We start from the raw sequence: 21,618 nt of genomic DNA, 5'->3' as shown, positions 1-21,618 counted from the left end.
CCCCCTATCCTCTACGCTGCTCTTTTACTTGGTCGATGTTGTTGGTGTTGATAGTGTCGCCATCTCTCAACCCCAAGAACTGCTCACACGTTCCTGCTTTCTCAACACGTCCTTCTTTGAGACTGATTACCCAATCCATTTGACGTAGGAAACCCGGACGATGAGAAATCATCACCACAGTTATGCTGTTCTCTTTGCAGTGTTGAAGAACAATAGCGAGCGCCGTTTCGCCCTCAGGATCAAGGTTCGAATTAGGCTCATCTAGAACCAGAACTTTTGGATTCGAATAGATAGCACGGGCAAGACCGATACGTTGCTTCTGACCACCTGATAGTAGAATCCCTCCCTCGCCAATATAGGTGTCATACCCATCAGGCAGTGCCATGATTAACTCATGTATACATGCGAGTTTTGCTGCAGAAACGACTTCTTCGTCATTACAGTCAGAGAATCGTGAAATATTCTGCTTCACCGTTCCGGCAAGCAATCCGACGTGCTGAGGAAGATACCCTATATACTGACCAAACTGATTTTGGTCCCACTTCTCAACGGTCGCACCATCAATCTTGATTTCACCAACGCTTGCTTTGTGAATACCCATTAACAGGCTCGCCAGTGATGATTTACCTGAGCCAGAGTTGCCCATAACCGCAAGTGCATGTCCCGCTCCCAGCTTAAAGTTGATCCCCTGCAACGTCGGTGATTTTGCACCTGGGAACTTTAGCGAGACATTGTTAAATTGAATCTCTCCTCGAGGTTGAGGTAGCAGAGTTTTAACCGATGGGTTGGTAAGAGAGGCGCATTTTTTCAGGCGACTCCATGATTGATAAGCGCTGTACCAAGACTTCCAGCCGCTGACTGCACTTTCAAACGGGCTCAACACGCGGCCTATTAAGATTGAGCTAGCAATAACAGCACCCAACCCTATTTGTTGTTGTAACGCCAAATAAACGCCGAGCGTTAAAACCACAACTTGTAGTAGGGTTCTGAAATAACGACTCACAGCCAACAATAAGCCAACTCGCGCGTTAACCAGCCATTGCAAGCTTAGTACTTTATGATTCTTCTCTTCCCATACTTTACCGATGTTTTGACTCATGCCCATGGCTTTGAGAGTTGGTGCATTACGTAAAAAGTCGTTGAGTTCCATTGCGACTTTCCCCGTCTCTTCTTGCGCCACCCCACTCACTTTGCGCCCACCTAACATCATCACAACAGTGAGTAGAGAAAAAACCACCGCACCTGTAAGAGCGACAATGCCAATGTACGGATGAAGGAAAAACAGCAGTAGCAAGAACAGCGGAGTAAAAGGGAGATCAAGAATTGAAGAAGTCGATGGCGACGCTAAAAAGTTACGCAGCGTGCTCAAATCATGCAATGGCTGTTTATCTATACTGTTTGTTTGAGAAGAAGTGGAGATACTCAGATCCAACAGTTGGCCACTCAATTGAGTGTCTAGCTTGAGCGCAGACCGTTGCATTAACAAAGTTCGGATATATTCAAGTGCGGATTGAGAAGTGACCAAAAACAGAGTTATGCCGAGCAAAGCAAACAAGGTTTCGATACTTGCACTGCTCATCACTCTATCGAACAGTTGCAAACTGTAGACTGGTACTGCCAACACCAGAAGATTAATGCCCATACTAAAGCCAACGGCAGCCCAAGCCTCTCTTTTCACACTATGAAAAGGGCTCAGTTTCAAATCATCCATATTAAGCCAACTCACTTAGTTGCATATTATTATAAAGTGAGTATAGACAAGAATTGACTTATTTCAGGAGAAGGATAAATTAATTTGTGATTATCTCTTTGTAATTCCTCGATAACTTGCACTAGAGCACAACTTGCAACATTTCATGAGGTTAGTGCTAACCCCATGTTTAAAATTCAATATCACGTTACTAAACCAGATTAAACTGCTCACTGATTTCGTAACCAGTCGCGACTTCTCGATGGCTCTCTTTAATGATCCAGTTAATCGGGTTCCTCACCCAAGGCTGTGGGTCTTTGGCCGGAAATCCATCACTCACTCTCAATGCAACCACTTCAAAACCAAGCGATTCACAAGTTTCGATACAACGCTGTGCATGCCAAGACTGCGCGATCACCGTGATCTTCGCGAGACCAATATCGTTCAATGCCGCTCTCGCAACATCCGTTGTTGTTTGATAAGCACTGTTTTCAATACTCATATGAGGCGTTGCTTTTAAATGAGCCGCAACCTCTTGCTGTACGTAACACGGAGCAAGTGGATTTTCTTGGTGGAATCTTTCCACCTCTTTCGCAAGGAGTTGGTTGACGTCGTCGCTATCACCAAATGAAAAAGCAATAACACCGTTAGAATTCGATACATCACCACAATTCAATCGCTTGAGTACATTGGAAGACAAGTAATCTGCAATTCTCTTTTTTGCGGGTTCTTCAATTTGATAACGAGAACTTGAGTAATGATAATCAGCAGAAAAATTATTGTGAGAAGCTTGCTGTTCTGGGACAACAACGCCTATTTCGCGGAGGAAATCGTAAAATTTGAACATAACAATCTTATTCCTAACTAAATCAAAATCCATCTAGCCAGTTCTGTCCGTTGTTATGCCTCAAGTTTAACAGCTAATCCCGATCAACAACAAGCTAATTGTACAAATTACCACCAACTTCTATTCTCACATTTTTTGGAATTTAAACTCTGTTAAACAATAAGTTGTATTATCATTATGTTAGACAAACATTATGAGTCAGATTGCATTGGCACAATTTCTTCATAGACATACTCAATATAAGACGCTGTTTTTGAGTCTTACGGCCTTTTTTACCTCTTTCGCTAGCTATGGCGATGAAGAGGTTAGTTTTTATGGGCAGCGAGGTGTAAGTACCGCTGAAGAAGGTGAAAGTGTTGAATCTGCTACTGCGCCTAAAACACAGTACTATCGAAGAGTGATTGCACCGCCGATTGTTGAAAATGCAAAAGAGAACAATGTAACGGACACCATCCCAGAAGAAGTGCATGTCGGTCACCTTCAATCAATCATTGTAAAAAACGACGATCCAATAGTATTAAGTCGAAATGAACGTTTGCTCGCTAAAAAGGCGGAGCATTACATCCAACGTAACTTCCATAAAGAGACAGGATTGTGGAATTCGGTCCAAGGCTATAGCCATACGACGATGTGGGATGTAGCGAGTGGCATTGCTGCAACCCTCGCCTTAGAAGCATTAGGCATGAAAGAGACTGAGCAAGTGCATTACGAGCTTGAGAAAACTCTGGCTACTTTAAGCTCTTTCCCACTCTACAAGGGCAGCTTGCCAAACCGAGAGTACAGTACAAAAACTGGGCTTCCCTCGGGCCGCTTGAGTGATAGCAAAAGTAACGGCAACGGCTGGTCAGCATTAGATATAGGTCGGCTTCTCATTTGGTTGAAGATTCTAGAACAGCAACACCCAGAACTCTCTCCAAGCGTAAAGGAAATCGTCACGCGATGGGATCTTAGTCGAGCAGTACACAACGGCACACTCTTTGGGGCCAAACTCTATAAAAATCGAGAGTACTACCGTCAAGAGGGAAGAAATGGCTATCTTCAGTACGCGGCTGAAGGTTTCAAAATGTATGGCTATGAGTTGCCCTTTCCAGACCTAGAAGACTACCTAGAAACGATCGAGATTCAAGGTATCGATATTCAGATTGACTCACGCAACGTCCCTTTCCTAACCAGTGATCCTTATGTCCTCGCGAGTATAGAGTATCAAAGTGACCCGAGTTGGAGTCAATTGGTGCCCTTTTATGAGCTACACAAGCAAAAATGGGAACAAACCGGAATCATCACTGCATACGCAGAAGACGCAATGAGCAAAAACCCATGGTTTGCTTACAACAATATCTACTATTACGGAAAGCCTTGGACAAGCGTTAGTCCTTCAGGAAAAACCATTGAAAACCCACAAGTTCTTAGCAACAAAGTTGGATTCGGTTTCAGTGTCTTGTTTGACGATGAGTTTAGCGATTTGTTGTACCAAGAGGTGCTGGGTAGCAGTCTAAAGTTTCGCAGTATACCAGCAGGTAAGTACTCAAATGGCGGGATAAATTCCTCTTTAAACATCAACACTAACTCCCTCATTTTGGTAGGGCTTTGGTACAAGTCAAAAGGTCGTACTCCAATCCTAAATTAATACCTCCATCAAATAGTTACCTGTTCCACACTTCATTCAAAATTCATCAAATAAAATTTCCAATTTGGGCAGTTTATCCTACTGTTTGTATATGCGCGTAGTTGGATGGAACCTATATGTCTACAAAAACAATATGGAATAATTTGTCAGTCAAACATAAACTCTTCGGCTTAGTACTACTTCCTATCTCCTTGCTGTTGTTCCTTGCAGGTAGACAAGCACTGTTCTTGACTGAGCAGTTACATGACTTTGAAAGGACAAATAAGCTAGCGGTCTATTTACAAGACATATCAATACTTTACAGGAGCACCCTCGCTCCAGACCCAACCAGTTTTGTTTCTCAAAGTGCTCAAGCAAAGGAGGAGCTGAAAGCCCTCTCTCCGGTCATATTTCGTGAACAATCAAATGAGGTAAACCAGCTGCTTTCTGACTTTAGCGAAGCAACATTATCGACTATGGAAGCAACCGATAGCTTCGATAAGTTAGACGCCATCGAGTGGCAAAGTGACCTCTATAAGCAACTACTGCTATCCATCGAACGTGTACCCTTTGAAGTCACTAAACGCGAAATCCAGCAACACTTAAACGCTCTTCAACAGTTGGAGTGGCTCTCGTTTTGGTCCAACGAAGAATTTAAGTTGAGTGCTTCACTGCTGGACATTTTCCAAAACCAACAAGAGTACGACCCAGAATTAGCAGAGCAGATAAAAACACTCGGTGAAAGACAACTGTTGTTTTTGGAGCGCTTTATTACTCTCAACGCTAATGAAAACCAGGTTGCTCAGATGGTCGAAGTGTTTCGTAATGAGGTATTCATTCAAAGCCAAGAGATCAGAAGTGCCCTATTCAGTGCAGAGTCTATAAACCAACTTTCATCTGACGAGATCAACACTGGTTTAGCTGCGATGAGTGCTAGGTTGAATCTTCTTCAAGAGTTATCAAACGTCATTAAACAAGAGTTCCAAAGCGAAGTGGAACTCGCGATCAGTAATGCAGAGATGCAAAGAACACTGTTTATTGGTCTGGTTACTCTGCTCGCCGCTGTAGTCATGGGGCTCACGATCAGCCTAGCGCGTCAAGTGACGAATAATCTGGGATTAATCTTAAAATTCCTGAAAAGTGAAGACGGACGTCAACGTCCATCGCTGTCAAAATTGGTTCAAGGTAAAGATGAATTGAGTCTCTTCGCGCAACAAGTAGAAAGGTTAACCATCGAAAGGGAGCACGCCAAAGAGCGCCTAACATTAGCCAAAGAAGATGCAGAGAAAGCGAAAGACAATGCGATTCAGGCGAGTAAAGCCAAAAGTAGCTTTTTGGCGAATATGTCTCACGAAATCCGAACGCCACTCAATGGGGTTATTGGTATTTCTGAGATTTTATCCGATACCCAACTCACACCAACGCAGCGAGATTATGTTGATACCATTGATACATCGTCGCACCTACTGCTAAGTCTCATTAATGACATCCTCGACTTCTCGAAAATTGAGTCTGGTATGCTACTAATAAGCCCTCATTCTGCCTCAATCCGTGAATCGATTTATGATATTGCCTCAATTGTCGCGCCAAAGGCTAAAGAGCAAAAAATAGCGCTTAACGTCAACATCAGCCCAAATACGCCAAGTCGTGTCATGATTGATGATCACCGTTTAAGACAAGTACTCATGAACTTCATGTCTAACGCAGTGAAATTTACCACTGAAGGTGCTGTGACTCTATCGATTAATACTTTAAGCGACGTTAACTCTGTAAATCAGAACACTCCTAACGCAGAAGAAAGCCATACTCATAGTGTTAAGGTTCGTTTCTCTGTACAAGATACAGGCATCGGTATCGATGAGAAGCAGCAGAAACAGATATTTGAACCATTTGCTCAAGAAGATGATTCTACCACTCGCCAGTTCGGCGGTACGGGGCTCGGTCTAGCAATAAGTACTCAGTTAGTGGAATTAATGGGCGGGAAAATCCAGTTAGATTCAGTGAAAGGAAAAGGAAGTTGCTTCTACTTTGACCTTGAGTTGCCGGTCGATGTGAATGAAGCCAAAGCGAGTACTGTCACTTCAAATATTATTTTAATCAGCAACAACCAGCACCTAACACAGCGCATCGAGCAAGATTTAGAGTTTTATTCACTCACGCTATCCAAAGCTTCAAACGCAGCAAGCGAACTCCCTGCTCTACTGGAGACTGTCGATAAAGCTAAGCCAACAACCGTCATCTTCGCTGAAGACGAACAACTGCAAGCAAGTGATCATAAAGCGATCTTAGATGATGCCAGTGGACAAGGTGTGAAGGTTTGTCTAATTCGTTCCTTCTTGAGTGACCCCGTCGATCTAGGCCCAAGTATCACAGCCCAAGTATCACAACCGCTACTTGGTTTGAGATTCATAAAAGCACTTGAGCATTGTGATAGCCAAGGACAAGCTGAGCGTTCTGAGAACCAAACTTTGAAACAGTGTGCGTCACAGGTGATCTTGATCGTTGAAGACAACAAGATAAATCAAAAGATCGCAGGTTTACACGTTGGTAAAAGTGGCTACACCTTCAAGTTTGCCAGTAACGGGCAAGAAGCAGTGGATATGTACACAGCGAACCCTCATTACGCCGCTATTTTAATGGACTGTATGATGCCGGTTATGGATGGCTTTGAAGCAACCGCAAATATACGCAGAATCGAACAAGAGATTAACTCTCCCCGCCGTATACCTATCATCGCACTCACCGCCAGTGTTATTGATGATGACATCCAAAGATGTTTCGACGTCGGTATGGATGATTACATCCCTAAGCCGTTTAAATTCGAGATGTTAAAAGAGAAGGTCATCTCTGCCGTTGAGGCAAGTGCTCCTATCCCACTAACGCAGCAACTCCAATCTGAAACAAATAGTGCGACGGTAACACCAATCAATAGTGCCAAAGAATCGGAGACAAAAGAGCATGTGCAACCAGCGGCTCAAACTTCAGCGCCAATCACTTCAACACCAAACGCTTCAACACCACAGCCAACGTTTACACCAAAAGAAGAGGTAGAGAACATTGTCGCCAAATCAGAAAGAATTCTGTTAGTTGAAGATAATCGCGTAAATCAGAAAGTAGCATCGGTGATGCTCAAAAAGGCCGGTTATGCTTACGAGATCGCAGACAATGGGCAAATAGCGGTCGACATGTACCGTAAAGACAATAGCTACGACGTAATTTTGATGGATTGTATGATGCCAGTAAAAGATGGTTTCACCGCAACTCGAGAAATTCGAGAACATGAACAAAGTTTCGGTCTCAATAAAACGCCAATCATCGCATTGACGGCAAGTGTCATCGATGACGATATCCAAAAGTGTTACGACTCAGGTATGGATGGCTACGTAGCCAAACCAGTTCGAAAGGATAAATTGTTCCACCAGATTGAAAGTGCTACGAGCTAGGAGAACCCAATGAACTGGAGAAATACACTAATTCAATTACAACGCCAAGCCGTAAAACCTGTGGCTCTTGGGTTATTTGGTTGCCTCCTACTGATTAACCCCGCTCATGCGGTTGGCGAATACGCTATCTTTTCTCTCGACTCCGAGTTTCAAGAGATAACAATTAACAAGGCAAGAAAGCTGTACAGAGGAAAAACTAAACGCTTAAACGGTAAAAGAGTTGAGCTGTCTGATTGGCCTGCCAATACCGATGAAAGACAGGATTTCTATCAACTTCTACTAGGAAAAAATACCGCACAGATGAATGCACATTGGGCAAGTCTCTCGTTCTCCGGGAAAGCAAGACATCCAAAAGAGATTAAAGCCCCAAACCCAGAGAATCTGATTAATTGGCTAAATGATAAACCTAACCGTATCGGCTACGCACCATTAGATTCTATCCCTCAAGATGCCAATGTGCTCTATGTAATTAGCGCGGAGAAATAACGATGAAAAGAATTGTAACGTCAGTATTAGGTTGTGCTCTCGCCTCTCCAGCTTTTGCAGTCATTGAGCTCACAGACAGCTTATCTTTAAGCGGCTTTGGTTCTACATCATGGGCAAGGTCGGATAACGATACGCTTTTAATGATCAATCGCGGCTTTAAAGACGAGAACTGCTACGACTGTGACACCACATTTGGTCTACAACTCGACTACTACCTCAGTGCGTTGAGAGCATCGGTTCAAGTAGTGAAAAGACCTCAGGACGATTGGAATGACCCAGCATTGGAATGGGCTTACATCGGCTACGAATACAACGACTTTGACTTCAGTGTTGGCCGCCTTCGCTTGCCCCTTTTTCTTGCATCGGAATACTATTATGTCGGCCAAGCTTATATGACAGCAAGGCCACCTACAGAGGTTTACAACAGTATTCTCGGTATCACTGCCTTTAACGGTGCGAAGGTCTCTTGGAACTATGAGTTGACCGATGAAGCTAACCTACAGTTAACCCCGTTTTACGGGATCAATGATGAAAACGAGGTTGAGTTTGACAGTGTAACCGACATTAAATTTACGACTAATCGGATGTTTGGCGTCAACATGGTGATTAGTGGTGATAATTACCGTTGGAACGCCGCATTCCTTGATTCTAACTTCGATCAGAAACTGACGATTCCTGGCGCACCACCTATACCTACAATGGATAATCAACACATTCAGATGTGGTCGCTAGGTACAGAATATGAATTTGGTAGTGCCGTCGTTGCAGCAGAAGCACAAACCAATGACTTTTCGTCGTCATTCTATACCAGTTTTGGCTACCACTTAGGCTTGTTTACCCCTTATGCGGTCTATGGTGCACAGTTTAATGACCATGAACACTTGTCTGGAAATAGCTATACCATAGGCGTGGACTACGATGTGCTACCAAACATATCGCTAAACGGTGAAGTACAATACTTTGAGGCACGCCGAGGTACCGGATCCTTTATCGATAGCCCGACTGACGATAATGCGATGCTCTACACCATCATGCTTAATTTCGTTTTCTAGACTATCTCATCGACAGATACCAAAAGAGCTCAACTTGGTTGAGCTCTTTTGCTTACTAACTAGGATTAACTCGCTTCTCTTCCAGTTGTTTAATCACATAATCTGGAGCGACCTTCCCTAACTCAGACAAACACTCATCACTCTTCTGATGTCCGTATCGCACATAAATGTCACACACCGCATACAACTGCTCTGGCGCACCAGAAATCATGTATGCCTTCTCGAATGATTCTGTCGATTTATCTATGCTTAGAGGCTCTTGTAGAACACCATTAAGGTACCAGTAATAACTGTTATCTTTTGCTAGGTGTGCTGCTTTCTCTATTTCAGCAGCCGCTGCGCTTTTATCTTCTAAACGCACTAGAGTGAGCGATTTTGAATAGTGCAGAGCTGCGTTGTCAGGCATTTTTTCAAGGCCACGATCCAGTATGCTCACTGCTTCTTTGTCTTTCCCTTGAGCTCGGTAGTTATCTGCAAAGCTTAACCATACTTGTGGATCTTCAGATCGTGTTTTCACAAGTTCAAGGTAGATGGTCTTTGCCTTATCTGGATGCGCGTACCAACGAAGCACATCAGCGAGTAACAACTGATACTCTTGAGTCTGCTGTTGTTCCAAAAATTTAATCAAGGATGTTACCGGCTCATCCAATTGCGCTTTCTGGTCTGCATTCATCGCACCGTAATCACGGACGAGGTTTGATGCGGCGCTGTGTTTAACCATTTCTGATTCATCATTGAGTAACGGTGATACGAGTGTCCAACGATGTTCGAAAGGATATGGCGCAGCACCAATCACTGCCGCTTCTCGCACTTCAGAGTTTGAATCTTTCAATCCTCGCGCGACCGCGACAAGCGCATTTTGGCTTGGATAGGCGCCTAACGCTCGCAGTGCGCCCGTGCGATTCTGTATTGATTGTGATTGGTCTTGCGCCATGTACGAAAGCTGTTGAATTCGTTGCTGTGGATCACTAGAAAGCTCCCCTTCGACATGTTGCTCTGCTGGTGTTTGTAAAACCGAGCCACTTTGAGCGGGACTTAAGTCATTGCTCGCTGCAAAACCTGACGTTGAAAGCATTAAAGCAATCATGGTCGCTAAACTTCTTTTAATCATCATAAGTGCCTCGTTCCAATTAAAACTTAGTTTCGAATGTCGGTTGCTGACGACGTTTTGCAATCAATACTGCATCGCTATATTTTCCGTGTGCTACGGGATGTCCCATCGCTCGCAGAATATAAGCCATCGACTTATCAACATGAGAAAAGAACTTATGCCACCCGGCACAAAGATAATTTAAGCCTGATTCTCCATCACGAGTTTTTATGAAACGGTTTTTTGGACACTCACCATGACAAGCAAACTTATAATCACACTGTTGACATTGGCTTGTCAGAGTTTTCGATTTAGCAAAACCAAATGTTTGTTGAGATGGGCTGTACGCCATTTGATCCAGTTTCTGATGGTGGATGTTACCCACTTTGTATTCTGGGTACACATAATGGTCACAAGCAAACACATCACCATTTGGCTCCATAGCCAGACCTTTGCCACATAGCTCATTTAGAGTACATAACGGATTTGGACGCCCCATCCAAGTTTCGACGCTCGCCTCAAAATACTGCACGAAGACTTTACCAATATCGTTTCTTGCCCATTCATCGAACACGGTGATGAGGAAGTTACCCCACGCTAAATCAGAGACACACCACGACTCCATCACCGAGTCTTTGTGCCCAGGAATAAGTCGCTTATCGCCTTGCACAAGCTGGGCATCGAACTCAGACGTTTGAGGTGCGACAGTACGGAACGTCTTCTGCTCTACGATAGGAATAAACTGCATCTGTGGCGATTTAACGACATCGCGCAAGAATCGGTACACTTCTAGCGGGTTCTGGCTAGTAAGATTATTCACGCAGGTTAGTGTCGCGAATTTCACTTGGTGTTTATGTAGCAGGTCGACTGCCGCCATCACCTGCTTAAAGGTGCCGCGCCCCGCTTTATTGGTTCGATAGGTATTGTGTAGCAATTCTGGACCGTCAATGCTCAAACCAATTAGGAAGTTGTTCTCAGCTAAGAACTGGCACCACTCATCATTCAACAAAGTGCCATTGGTTTGGAGGTCGTTAGATATCATTACGCCTTTCGGTTGGTACTTTTTTTGTAGCTCTACAATCTTTTGAAAGTACTCAAGACCGAGCATGGTTGGCTCACCGCCTTGCCACGAGAAAATAATCTCAGGTGTGTTTTGGCCTTCAATATATTGGCGAATATAGGTTTCTAGTGTTTCATCGTTCATCTTTGGAGAACAACCTTTCTTGTACTCCAATAAATCCTGCTTACTTAGGTAATAACAGTACGTGCAATCGATGTTGCATGCCGCACCGATTGGTTTCGCCATAACGTGTAATCGTTTTGAAGCCTTACCGTTATATTGAGGACCTTGAGTAATATGCATGATTCATGTACCTATTTTTAGTGTCTGCACTCATCATAAAACGCCTTGCTATCAGTAGCTTGTTATACCCTTTATAACCAATTGGAATAGCCGAAATGGGTAAAATTGCGCCACTCCCATTCGATAGAGGCTTCCTAATGAAGAGCTTGAATTACAAACACTTAACGACTGCTGGCAGCATATTACTTACTTTGATGGTTTCAGGTTGTGCGACAACACCTGAGCACCCTATTGCCCAACGTATCAATCAAGACATGGTACTCGTCGAAGGCGGCAGCTTTAGCATGGGTTCCGACGCAAACTCAGCAAAAAAAGCAGAGACACCCGCACGTGAAGTGACTGTAAACAGCTTCTATATTTCTAAGTTTGAGGTGACCCAAGAGATCTTTGAATCTGTAATGGGTTCATCGATGAGCTACTTCCCTAACCCACAAGTACCAGTGAACAATCTAAGCTGGCAACAAGCCGTTTATTTTGTTGACCAACTCAACGAATTAACGGGTGAGAATTACCGCCTACCAACGGAAGCAGAATGGGAGTTTGCAGCCAAAGGCGGTAATAAAAGTGAGGGATATATCTATAGTGGTTCCAATAACTTAGACGACGTAGCTTGGTACTCTAAAAACTCAGAAAATAGTGCCCATCCAGTAGGCTTAAAGCAGCCGAATGAACTAGGCTTGTATGACATGACGGGCAACGTTGGCGAGTTTGTTATTGATGCGTTCGATGACACTTATTACCGATACGCACCTTCCGACAATCCGAACAATGCTAAACACAGCGACATTGGTTTATCACACAAGTCAGTCCGAGGCGGCAGTTTTGCCTACGACAGTGATGAATCGGAAAGCTACAGACGCGATTTCGCAAGTCAGTCAATCACCATGTCTGACATGGGACTGCGCCTCGTTAAAGACAAATAAACTCATTTGAGCCTAGTGACTCATCCGTCATGACATAACTGATGGTTATGAAGCAATGAAGATCCTTTGATTTACCGCTGCTTTTAACCATCTTTACAACGTCAGTTAAAATAACAATTCTCAAGGGTATGCTATGCAATACGCGAAACTGTCTGGACTCGCCCTAGCGCTTGTCTGTTCTCTACCTACGCTAGCTTCTGAAAACAAACCCAATTTAGTACTTCAAATCACCGTAGATGGTCTTCGTGCGGATCTTCTAGAAAGATACCAACACAACTTTGGCGAAGGTGGCTTTCGCTACCTAATGGAAGATGGCACCTACTACACCAACGCACATTACCAACATGGCAATACGGAGACCATTGTTGGTCACGTCTCTTTAGCAACAGGCGCTCCGCCTAGCGTTCATGGCATGGTCGGCAACGTTTGGTACGACCGCAGTCAAGAGCGTTTGGTCTACAACGTTGAGGACTCAAACTACAACATGTTGACCTCTGGCGCTGGCGTGGATAAAGCGACAGAAATCGACCCAACGCAAAAAGCGGCAGGTGGTGATGGGCGTTCTCCAGAGCCGATCCTCTCTACAACTTTCAGTGACGAGCTGACTGTTTCAAACAGTGGTCAGTCCAAGATATTTGCAGTATCCGTTAAAGACCGTGGTGCGATTTCTCTCGCTGGCCATAGTGGCAAAGCATTTTGGTTTTCCAAGGCACAATCTGAGTTTGTTACCAGTAATTATTACTATGATGAGTACCCAGCTTGGGTTGAACGATGGAATGAAAAAGCCATCCCTAGCCAATACTCCAAGCAGAAGTGGGAGTTATCGCTACCTAGAGAGGCTTACACCCTAGAAGAGCATAACCGAGACCATAAAGTAGAGTTAGCAGGTTTCCAACGCACCTTCCCGCATCCTTATGGACCTGCTAGTTACAAGTACTACAGCACGATGTTAACCGTCAGTCCTGCTGGTGATGAGATCACTGAGAACTTTGCCAGTACCCTATTGATGCAAGAGAAGCTGGGGCAAGGAAAATCTACTGATTACCTATCAGTCAGCTTTTCATCAAACGATTATGTTATCCACCTTTATGGCCCTGAGAGTCTAGAAGCCGAGGATAACCTGATTCGATTAGACAAGACGCTTGCGAAGCTATTTAAGAACATCGATAACCATGTAGGATTGGAAAATACCCTAATCGTACTCTCGGCAGACCACGGGGTGCCGGAATCTTCACCTGCAGCGAACGTACTCGGCTTTACCCAAGCGCAGTATTTTAATAAAGACTCTCTTCTTTCAGCGGGTGTTGAAAAACGCCTTAAAGATGAGTTCGGTTTAAGTAAAGATGCGATTCGTCTCTATGCTCAACCATACGTGTACCTAAACCATGAACTCTTAAAAGAGAAAAAAGTAGATTTAGCCGCCGTACAAGCAGCAATAGCGGATGAGGTATCGAAAGTTGAAGGTGTGGCTTATGCCGTATCGAGCACTGATATTGCAGCCAATCGCGTACCAGATACACACATCATGAACCTGATAAAGAACAACTATCACCCGGCACGCTCTGGTGATGTCTATATTGTGTTTGCGCCTCGCAGTTATATTAACGATATGGAAGGGTTACAGATCGCGTCTACTCATGGCTCACCTTGGCGCTACGATACTCACGTGCCGGTGATCTTTGCAGGTTACGATGTGGAAGGTCAGAAAGTATCGCGTAGTATCACTCCATACGACATTGCTCCGACACTATCAAACAAACTTGGGATTACTCAACCGAGTGGATCAGTAGGAGAAGTTCTCCGAGAAGTTACTGAGTAGTAGGTATTACGGCTAATACTCAGTTTGATAACCAAAAGTAAGAGTCGATTATCTGCGGACGTTTAGGTCACATAGATAATCGACTCTTTGTTTAACTCTTATTTGGCAACCATGAATTAATGCTTACCTGAATAGCGAAATGCTTCTTCCGTCAACTTATCTAACTGGTCATCATTCATCTTGTTGTGTACCACAGTGATACGCCCTAGATAAATGAGTGGCACCTCTGACTCACGCTTTTCGAGGTGAAACTTTATTGCTTCAGCCGTCGCAACACCGAGATCATCACTCATACGCATTGGCGTGGCATCCAACTCGTCTGAACGAATCTTCTCAATCTCTTTGGCTGTTCCACCCCAACCCGTTAGATAGATGTTTGGCAATTTTCCAGCTTCATTCAGAGCATCAATCGCCCCGATTGTCATTGCGGTATTGGCATTATGTACCATGGTCACTTCTGGGAAGTTTCCTAGTACTAATCGAATCCCATCGGCACCACCAATTTTCTGATATTGACCAAAGTGCTCGTAAACTGTCAGCCAATTGCCCTTCTCTTCTACGCAGTCAATAAAACCTTGAGAACGCTGCGTGTCGGTAATTCCCGGTATTCCTCGATTCGCAGAAAACTCCACATCTTCTCCAAGCTCCTTCACGACATGATCGCACAACACTTCCGCACCCATTGCGCTTGAAAAGTCGAACCAACTGTCAGGTTGGTGTTCCCATTTTTCATTTGGTGTGTGGAATGCCCAAATAAAGGTTTTGAATTCATCGGATGCAGACAGTTTTTGAATGTTCTCGGCTTGAAAACCTAGTTCAGACGGACCAAAAATCACAAAGTCATAAGGCGTATCAGAGCTCAGAACTTGCTCGATGTATTGAGTTTGCAACGAGTGCTCAATCTGTTTAGAAGTGAATTGCTCGATTTCAAATGGCAGATCCAATGCAACCAGTCGCTCTTTCAATGCCACGTAGTTTCGAATCCAAAAGTCAGAAATATCCGCACTTGGGTAAATTAATGCAATTCGAACCGGTTTTTCCAGCGTCATTGGTGCTAAAGCAACAGGTTCTCCACTGACAGTTTCTTGAAATTTATGAAGTTTCTTAACATCTGATTCAGACCTAACCCCGTCAGCCTGAATGGAAAAAGAGAGCGTAGAACAAGCAATAATTAAGACCGATAAAATGTTTTTATAAATCTGACCCGGCATAAATGTTACCAAAAGTTTGAATGTTTATTGACAATATTATAAATATATAGCCGTTATCGTTTAAAGCCTTTTATATACATCATGAATAAAATGTTAATATTTGTGAGTTGGCTGCTTGTTGGTACCTGGGTGACTCCCAGTTTGGCAGACAATGAACAGCAATTCTTCGAATATGCGAAAGAAAAAGTGATACGAGCAGTATCAAGCCAACAACATTGGGATGGACCCACTCAAGGCCCAAGGATTCGCCACGAGAAGAATGTCATCTTTGTTGCCTCTGATCTTCGCAACGGAGGCGTTTATGGTGTTGGTCGCGGTATATCTGAAGCCATTTCGAACATCAATTGGCATCTTAGGTTCATTGACGGCTTAGGCTCAAAAGTGCGCCAAGGCGCTGCGATCAGAAAGGCTATCAGCTTCAAACCCGACGCGATTGTATTAGGTGGCATTGATGCAGTTCGACATAAACACATTCTCAAACAAGCTGAGGACCTAGGCATTGTTGTTATTGGATGGCACGCGACTGAATTTGTCGGTGGCAACCCTGAAATCGGTCTATATACCAACATCACAACCGATCCTCTTGCTGTTGCAGAGGTTGCTGCGCTTTTAGCGATAGTCAATTCTAATGGCCAAGCTAAAACAGTGGTCTTTACCGACCCTAACTATGAGATTGCGATGATCAAAGCTAATGCGATGGTCGACACAATTAAGCGTTGTACAACATGTGATGTTCTTGAACTTCACTATTTGCCGCTAGACAAAATTGCGGAGCAGATGCCTGCTACGCTACAAACTCTCGATAAGAAGTACGGTCAAGAAATCACTCACCTTTTAGCAATTAATGACCTTTACATTGATTATGCGATCCCTTCTTTAGAGACCAACGTCGAACAACTAAGAGTCATCCCGAATAACATTTCTGCTGGTGATGGCAGTAAAGCGGCATACAAACGTATTAACAGTGGTCAATTCCAACTGGCCACGGTTCCTGAGCCTTTATATTTACAGGGTTGGCAGATAGTTGATGAGCTAAATCGCGCATTCAATGGCATGCCACCAAGTGGGTATTCAGCCCCAGTGCACCTCGTCACCCCAGACAATGTTGACGAACTTATCGGCCAAGAAGATAAAGGGGTCTACGACCCTCAAAACGGCTACCGTGAAGCCTATCTGAAGATTTGGAAGCGTTAATGAAATTACATCAGATAAACATCACTCAAAGACTCATCTTGTCCAACCTTGTATCGCTGCTGATTGTAAGTTTAGCGGTGATCGTTGTGATTCGATCGCTCTACTACGTTGAGTCGACATTGAAAACAGAAACTTCAACGCATGTTTCAGAGCTCATTGTTAACTCGGAAATAAGCCGTCGTGTATTCGCGCTAACTTCAAGAGTGAAATTGCTCGAACAGACCTTTTTATTTAGTGAAAGCACGCTTTCAGAAGAGGCGTTCAATGTTGATTTACAACTACAGAAGCTTAGAGATTTATCGACCAATGAAGGCTTTTCTCAAAAAATTGACGCTTTCATTGATAATTTTCACCGTTTTCTAGGCAGCTCGCTGGCGCTCAATAGAATCCTTAAACAGACCAATCAAATTGATGTCACTTTATCTGAGCAACTTGATCAGCTCGAATTCGCGATAGCAGACAGTCGACTTAGGCTCATAGAGCAACCTAACTTGATCAACTACGACAATGAACTCGACCTGTTCAACATGTTAAGAGAGTCTTTTCTAACATCAGGAAAAATGATTGGCGACATCCATAGCCGTATCACGCCAGAAACAGAAAAGGTGCTGATCATTGCCGTCGAAAAAGAGCTCGATATCTTTCTACTTCACTTAGAAAACGTTGATATCAAAACAGCTGCTGTCATCGCAGAAAAAGAGAAAATAAGCAAAACCGTAAAACGGTATAACGCAGCTCTTAAACGCATTAGAGCTAACTTAGAGCAACGCTGGATAGTGATGGCTTCTCTACTGGAAGCTCAAAGTGATCTGCTAGACATGGTAGAAAACACGGAGTCACGTGTTCAAGGGCAAGCCTTAGCATTGACCGACAAGTTAGAAAAAGAGATCGCAAATTCAAGGTTCAACGCGATTATCATCAGTCTATTTGCGGTCTTGCTATCCATGTTATTGGTAAACTACGTTGTCAGACATCACATCAGACAACCATTGAATGCCTTAAAACAAGGCTTTGATCGTCTTGAATCGGAAAGCCTCAGAAAGCCAATTAACTTGGGGCGTACCGATGAATGGTCACACCTTGAGAAAGCTTACAACGATATGTCGTTGCGTCTGTCAGAGGCTTATTTAGACCTAACAGAAGAGAAAAAGAACTTCGACTTTCTCGCACACCACGATCCACTAACTTGCTTAGCAAACCGTTTGTTGGCAACCAAGCTTTTAGATAGAGAGATTCAGCAGTCCATCGATAACAATTCGCCTTTCTTGCTGTTTTATCTTGATATCGATGAGTTCAAAACCATTAATGATTCACTCGGTCATGCACCCGGTGACAACTTATTAGTGAGTGTTTCAGACATTTTAACCAACATCGTTGGCGATCAAGGCTTCGTTGCTCGAATGGGCGGAGATGAGTTCTTGGTCGTGTATCCGAACATGAGATTAGAAGAGAGCGAATCGATCGCTAAGCGTCTCAATCATGCATTGAGACGACCATATTACATCGGTAGCAACTCTATCTTCGTTTCTGCAAGTATTGGTGTGTGTGAGTACCCTACTCACGGTGCTGATCGCGAAACCCTAATTCGAAACGCAGATACTGCAATGTATCACGCGAAACGAAATGGTCGAGATCAATACCGAGTCTATGCAGATAAAATGACCCACGAAGCTCACGACCTTATCGAAACCAATATGGGTCTACGCCATGCGATCGCTAATGACGAACTGGAAGTATTCTTCCAACCTAAAGTCGACCTTAATACTCAAGAGATTATTGGTGCCGAGGCATTGGTTCGTTGGCAGCACCCGAAGCTTGGTTTGCTTCCGCCGGTTGATTTCCTAGAAGTTGCCGAAAAGAGCGACCTGATTATCGATATTGATAAATGGGTGTTCAAGAAAGTAGCGTGCCTGATTACTGAATGGCAACGTGACGGCATTGACCTTGAAGGTGTCACTTTCTCAATCAACTTCTCTGCGAGAATGTTCTATAGAACAGACCTTGCAGAACAGTTGCAAGAGATCCTTGATCAAACGGACTGTAAGCCTCATCAGTTGTTACTAGAAATAACTGAGCGTGACATGATGCGTGATTTCGAAACCTGTTCAAGAACGATAGAGCTGCTGCACTCCAAAGGTTACAAGATCGCCATTGATGACTTTGGTACCGGATATTCATCGCTATCGGTATTGAAAAACCTATCTGCGGATTGCGTTAAGCTCGACCGAAGCTTTGTTGAGGACATCAACTCGTCGAAAGTTGATTATGAAATTACGTGCGCCATTCTCAAACTAGCGCAAATACTGAATTTCTCGGTAATTGCAGAAGGCTTAGAAACACAGTGCCATGTGCGTACACTGCGCCAAATCGGCTGTAAATACGCGCAAGGTTACTTCTTTGCACGCCCACTGCCTGTTGATGATTGGCTAACTTACTTCCTTCAAAACCGAGAACTGGTTCCTAAGCAGGTTTCGTTAGAGCAAGTCTAACGTAACCTCTCGTTCCTTAAGCGCTATACCCCAGACCCGCACGTCTGGGGCTATCATTTTATTGCGACATAACTTCTTTAGCAGCCGCTTTCAATTTGCCTCGCAGCCATTTATGACTAGGCTCGTTAGTCCTGCTCGGGTGCCAAATCATACACATATCTAAATCTTCTAGATCAAATGGCAGTGGCAAGGTCTTAAGTTTGTATTTATTACCAAAACAACGAACCGACGACATAGGCAACATGCCGATGTAATCGGAGTTCTCAATGACGGGCATCATTTCGACGACTCCAGCCGCACGATACACAATACGACGCTTCTCCAACTCTTGAGAATCCTCTGCGCTTAATAAGCTTTTGCGAGCATGCCAACGAGAAACAACCACATGGTCATGGGTCAGAAACTCCTCAATATCCATGCTATCGCCAATCGTGGGGTGATCTTCACGACACACTACCACCAGCTCTTCTGTTGAAATCGTTTCGTGTTTCAACATAGTGCGCCCTCTCGGCGTCATGTCGACAATAAGATCATGTCTTTGCAAACGTAAGTCCGACTCATAATCTTCAGTAAACAGAGGGTGAATTTCTAAGGCAATATTGGGGGCTGTTTGACTGACGAGATTCATCAGTTTAGGCATCAACTCATAACTCGCAGCTGATACGCAAGCGATCGAGAAGATTCGATTGGAGGTTTTAGGGTCAAAATCTCGTGATGCAGAGAGCGTTGAGGTAAAGTTTTTCAAAGCGGCCGACATTGCAGGATAGATGTCCGATGCAAAGGCGGTTGGTTCAACACCCGACGTAGTACGATGGAACAGAGGCTCGTCGTAAATATCTCTAAGCTTTGCTAGCGCCTTACTCACTGCCGGCTGGCTTATATCCATACGCGCTGCCGCTTTAGACAAGTTCTGTTCTTCGTAAATCGCGACAAAAATGGGAATCAGGTTCAGTTCAGTGCTTTTCATAGAGCTCCAATATAGCTAAACAGACTCCCCATGATGAAGAGTCTGCAAATGTACTTTTATAATCCTAGTTGATTCAGTGGCATAACACCGCGATACGGCACACGCTATCGAGATTTACGGTTCAAATCAGGTAAGGCTTTAGGAAAATATTTTCGCCACCAAGGTAGCGGGCTTTGGCTACTGTTCGGATCATTGTGGTTGTGGGTTTCAATCACCACCTTCCAAACTCGCTGCAAAATGTGAGTCTCTTGGCTGCCTTTTTGAAATGCAAAATTTGTCTCTGACCAATCTTTAGTATCCGCACACTTATCAAGCTCCAGCAGTGACGATTTACTTCTGAGCTCTCGATAAACAAACCCGCGAATCTTCGGCCAATTGCCCGCTTTTACAACTCGGCGGAATGCTAACCACCTTGGAGTCGGACGTGTCTGATAATAACGTCTTCCCGCTAACACTATAATCACTACAATCGCGATAAACAAAGCAGCGACAATCATGGCTGTTGAGTAAGCTTTAACAAATGACTTCAGGGTGTGTTTCGCGCTAAATGACGTAGACTCCAGTACCACCGTTTCTAGTCGTTTCTCTTTAGTATTCCACCACTGGAAGGTCAACTCAGGTAACGTGAAATCGCCACCTTGTTGGATAACATATACCGACTCTTCAATTCGCTCTGAGCTGTAATCCCCACGCTCTTGCGTATCATCCAATTTATGCGGTTGAGGGTATGCCTGGTATTGAGCTGTAGATTCGTTTTCTAACAAGTTAGGCAGCAGTACCGATAAGCTGTCTTGTGCCTTGATAGTAACGGTTCGAGTGATCGCATCACCAACCTTTAAATTCTCATTGGATTGTTGCCACTGCTGCTCAACATCAACACTGGTCGCACTAAACCAAGGAGTGTCATCGGTGAGTAAACCCGAAGGCAACTGTGTTTTGAATTTGATCGGTTGGGTATATAGGGTTCCACTCACTTTCTCACCATCGTCCGCGGATACTTGCACACGAACTGGCAGACGCGGTATCACATAGTCTCCACTCTTTTGCGGGTACAAAGTGATTTCCCAACGCTGTCTTGACCACGTTTCACCATTTTTACGTGCCGTGTAGTTAGTGGCGAGTGTATTCCTTTGCTTCGCAATAACATCCGCCATTTCTACGTTACCAATACGAGTACCGCCAGTGAACCAACGTGGCGTCGCAACCTCAATCGTTAATACAACCTGCTCATTAACACTGAAAGTTGGAACCTCCTTCTTAGATTCGCTCTCGTCGGCTCTTGTTGGCTGCTCGCCTACCCAAGCAATTAACTCTACCTTTCCTGCTTTGTACAAATCATTAATGTCGTTAGCTAAAACCGATTGAGATGTCATGCTAACTAGTAAAACAGCGATAATAGCTAATAGACTGTGGCAGTTTTTTAAGGCACTTTTCATTT

15 protein-coding genes are annotated in these 21,618 nt (G+C 44.0%); 8 read left to right on the top strand and 7 right to left on the bottom strand.

Annotated features, from left to right (window positions below; all coding sequences use genetic code 11):
* Positions 1-4: 4 nt before the first annotated feature.
* Positions 5-1,711, bottom strand: coding sequence for a type I secretion system permease/ATPase (locus tag FIV04_RS21735; protein WP_150869494.1), 1,707 nt, complete (start codon positions 1,709-1,711; stop codon positions 5-7).
* A 190-nt stretch (positions 1,712-1,901) separates the two neighbouring features.
* Positions 1,902-2,537: a hypothetical protein gene (locus FIV04_RS21730; protein ID WP_152470509.1), complete on the bottom strand. Its 636-nt coding sequence runs from the start codon at positions 2,535-2,537 to the stop codon at positions 1,902-1,904.
* Positions 2,538-2,730: 193 nt separating this feature from the next.
* On the opposite strand from FIV04_RS21730, the gene FIV04_RS21725 reads away from it, so the two are divergent.
* The 4 genes from FIV04_RS21725 (at position 2,731) to FIV04_RS21710 (ending at position 9,124) form a co-directional block, all read left to right on the top strand.
* The gene (locus tag FIV04_RS21725; RefSeq protein ID WP_152470508.1) at positions 2,731-4,164 is read left to right on the top strand and encodes a DUF3131 domain-containing protein; all 1,434 of its coding nucleotides are present in this window, start codon (positions 2,731-2,733) and stop codon (positions 4,162-4,164) included.
* A 116-nt stretch (positions 4,165-4,280) separates the two neighbouring features.
* The gene (locus tag FIV04_RS21720; RefSeq protein ID WP_152470507.1) at positions 4,281-7,586 is read left to right on the top strand and encodes a response regulator; all 3,306 of its coding nucleotides are present in this window, start codon (positions 4,281-4,283) and stop codon (positions 7,584-7,586) included.
* Between the two features lie 9 nt (positions 7,587-7,595).
* On the top strand, positions 7,596-8,072 hold the full coding sequence (locus tag FIV04_RS21715) for a hypothetical protein (protein WP_152470506.1): 477 nt from the start codon (positions 7,596-7,598) through the stop codon (positions 8,070-8,072).
* 2 nt (positions 8,073-8,074) lie between these two features.
* Positions 8,075-9,124: a porin gene (locus tag FIV04_RS21710; protein ID WP_152470505.1), complete on the top strand. Its 1,050-nt coding sequence runs from the start codon at positions 8,075-8,077 to the stop codon at positions 9,122-9,124.
* 55 nt (positions 9,125-9,179) lie between these two features.
* On the opposite strand, the gene FIV04_RS21705 is transcribed toward FIV04_RS21710, so the two are convergent.
* Entirely contained in the window at positions 9,180-10,235 is a 1,056-nt protein-coding gene (locus FIV04_RS21705; RefSeq protein WP_152470692.1) for a HEAT repeat domain-containing protein, read from the bottom strand.
* A gap of 19 nt (positions 10,236-10,254) precedes the next feature.
* A complete protein-coding gene (locus FIV04_RS21700; RefSeq protein WP_152470504.1) occupies positions 10,255-11,577 on the bottom strand; it encodes an anaerobic sulfatase maturase in 1,323 nt (440 codons plus the stop codon).
* A gap of 137 nt (positions 11,578-11,714) precedes the next feature.
* Here FIV04_RS21700 and FIV04_RS21695 point away from each other — a divergent pair, with 137 nt between their 5' ends.
* Both FIV04_RS21695 and FIV04_RS21690 read left to right on the top strand, forming a co-directional pair.
* Complete coding sequence (locus FIV04_RS21695; RefSeq protein ID WP_152470691.1) at positions 11,715-12,500, top strand: SUMF1/EgtB/PvdO family nonheme iron enzyme; 786 nt, start codon at positions 11,715-11,717, stop codon at positions 12,498-12,500.
* A gap of 133 nt (positions 12,501-12,633) precedes the next feature.
* Positions 12,634-14,319, top strand: coding sequence for an alkaline phosphatase family protein (locus tag FIV04_RS21690; protein ID WP_152470503.1), 1,686 nt, complete (start codon positions 12,634-12,636; stop codon positions 14,317-14,319).
* 116 nt (positions 14,320-14,435) lie between these two features.
* On the opposite strand, the gene FIV04_RS21685 is transcribed toward FIV04_RS21690, so the two are convergent.
* On the bottom strand, positions 14,436-15,530 hold the full coding sequence (locus FIV04_RS21685) for a substrate-binding domain-containing protein (protein ID WP_152470502.1): 1,095 nt from the start codon (positions 15,528-15,530) through the stop codon (positions 14,436-14,438).
* Between the two features lie 81 nt (positions 15,531-15,611).
* Here FIV04_RS21685 and FIV04_RS21680 point away from each other — a divergent pair, with 81 nt between their 5' ends.
* Both FIV04_RS21680 and FIV04_RS21675 read left to right on the top strand, forming a co-directional pair.
* Entirely contained in the window at positions 15,612-16,724 is a 1,113-nt protein-coding gene (locus FIV04_RS21680) for a substrate-binding domain-containing protein (RefSeq protein WP_152470501.1), read from the top strand.
* On the top strand, positions 16,724-19,213 hold the full coding sequence (locus tag FIV04_RS21675; RefSeq protein WP_152470500.1) for a bifunctional diguanylate cyclase/phosphodiesterase: 2,490 nt from the start codon (positions 16,724-16,726) through the stop codon (positions 19,211-19,213). The genes FIV04_RS21680 and FIV04_RS21675 overlap by 1 nt, the downstream gene beginning before the upstream one ends.
* 58 nt (positions 19,214-19,271) lie before the next feature.
* On the opposite strand, the gene FIV04_RS21670 is transcribed toward FIV04_RS21675, so the two are convergent.
* Together FIV04_RS21670 and FIV04_RS21665 are read right to left on the bottom strand one after the other, a co-directional pair.
* The gene (locus tag FIV04_RS21670) at positions 19,272-20,180 is read right to left on the bottom strand and encodes a LysR family transcriptional regulator (RefSeq protein ID WP_152470499.1); all 909 of its coding nucleotides are present in this window, start codon (positions 20,178-20,180) and stop codon (positions 19,272-19,274) included.
* A gap of 104 nt (positions 20,181-20,284) precedes the next feature.
* Positions 20,285-21,553: a BatD family protein gene (locus FIV04_RS21665; protein ID WP_253895553.1), complete on the bottom strand. Its 1,269-nt coding sequence runs from the start codon at positions 21,551-21,553 to the stop codon at positions 20,285-20,287.
* Positions 21,554-21,618: the final 65 nt, after the last annotated feature.

The organism is Vibrio sp. THAF190c (assembly GCF_009363355.1).
GTDB lineage: Bacteria > Pseudomonadota > Gammaproteobacteria > Enterobacterales > Vibrionaceae > Vibrio > Vibrio fortis_A.
The sequence above is the reverse complement of the archived record's forward strand: the minus strand, read 5'-3'. Positions and strand labels throughout refer to the sequence as shown.

What these genes read in the sequence shown, in the direction of transcription:
- FIV04_RS21735 (WP_150869494.1), bottom strand. Translation starts at nt 1,711, where the DNA reads ATGGATGATTTGAAACTGAGCCCTTTTCATAGTGTGAAAAGAGAGGCT.
- FIV04_RS21730 (WP_152470509.1), bottom strand. Translation starts at nt 2,537, where the DNA reads ATGTTCAAATTTTACGATTTCCTCCGCGAAATAGGCGTTGTTGTCCCA.
- FIV04_RS21725 (WP_152470508.1), top strand. Translation starts at nt 2,731, where the DNA reads ATGAGTCAGATTGCATTGGCACAATTTCTTCATAGACATACTCAATAT.
- FIV04_RS21720 (WP_152470507.1), top strand. Translation starts at nt 4,281, where the DNA reads ATGTCTACAAAAACAATATGGAATAATTTGTCAGTCAAACATAAACTC.
- FIV04_RS21715 (WP_152470506.1), top strand. Translation starts at nt 7,596, where the DNA reads ATGAACTGGAGAAATACACTAATTCAATTACAACGCCAAGCCGTAAAA.
- FIV04_RS21710 (WP_152470505.1), top strand. Translation starts at nt 8,075, where the DNA reads ATGAAAAGAATTGTAACGTCAGTATTAGGTTGTGCTCTCGCCTCTCCA.
- FIV04_RS21705 (WP_152470692.1), bottom strand. Translation starts at nt 10,235, where the DNA reads ATGATTAAAAGAAGTTTAGCGACCATGATTGCTTTAATGCTTTCAACG.
- FIV04_RS21700 (WP_152470504.1), bottom strand. Translation starts at nt 11,577, where the DNA reads ATGCATATTACTCAAGGTCCTCAATATAACGGTAAGGCTTCAAAACGA.
- FIV04_RS21695 (WP_152470691.1), top strand. Translation starts at nt 11,715, where the DNA reads ATGAAGAGCTTGAATTACAAACACTTAACGACTGCTGGCAGCATATTA.
- FIV04_RS21690 (WP_152470503.1), top strand. Translation starts at nt 12,634, where the DNA reads ATGCAATACGCGAAACTGTCTGGACTCGCCCTAGCGCTTGTCTGTTCT.
- FIV04_RS21685 (WP_152470502.1), bottom strand. Translation starts at nt 15,530, where the DNA reads ATGCCGGGTCAGATTTATAAAAACATTTTATCGGTCTTAATTATTGCT.
- FIV04_RS21680 (WP_152470501.1), top strand. Translation starts at nt 15,612, where the DNA reads ATGAATAAAATGTTAATATTTGTGAGTTGGCTGCTTGTTGGTACCTGG.
- FIV04_RS21675 (WP_152470500.1), top strand. Translation starts at nt 16,724, where the DNA reads ATGAAATTACATCAGATAAACATCACTCAAAGACTCATCTTGTCCAAC.
- FIV04_RS21670 (WP_152470499.1), bottom strand. Translation starts at nt 20,180, where the DNA reads ATGAAAAGCACTGAACTGAACCTGATTCCCATTTTTGTCGCGATTTAC.
- FIV04_RS21665 (WP_253895553.1), bottom strand. Translation starts at nt 21,553, where the DNA reads ATGACATCTCAATCGGTTTTAGCTAACGACATTAATGATTTGTACAAA.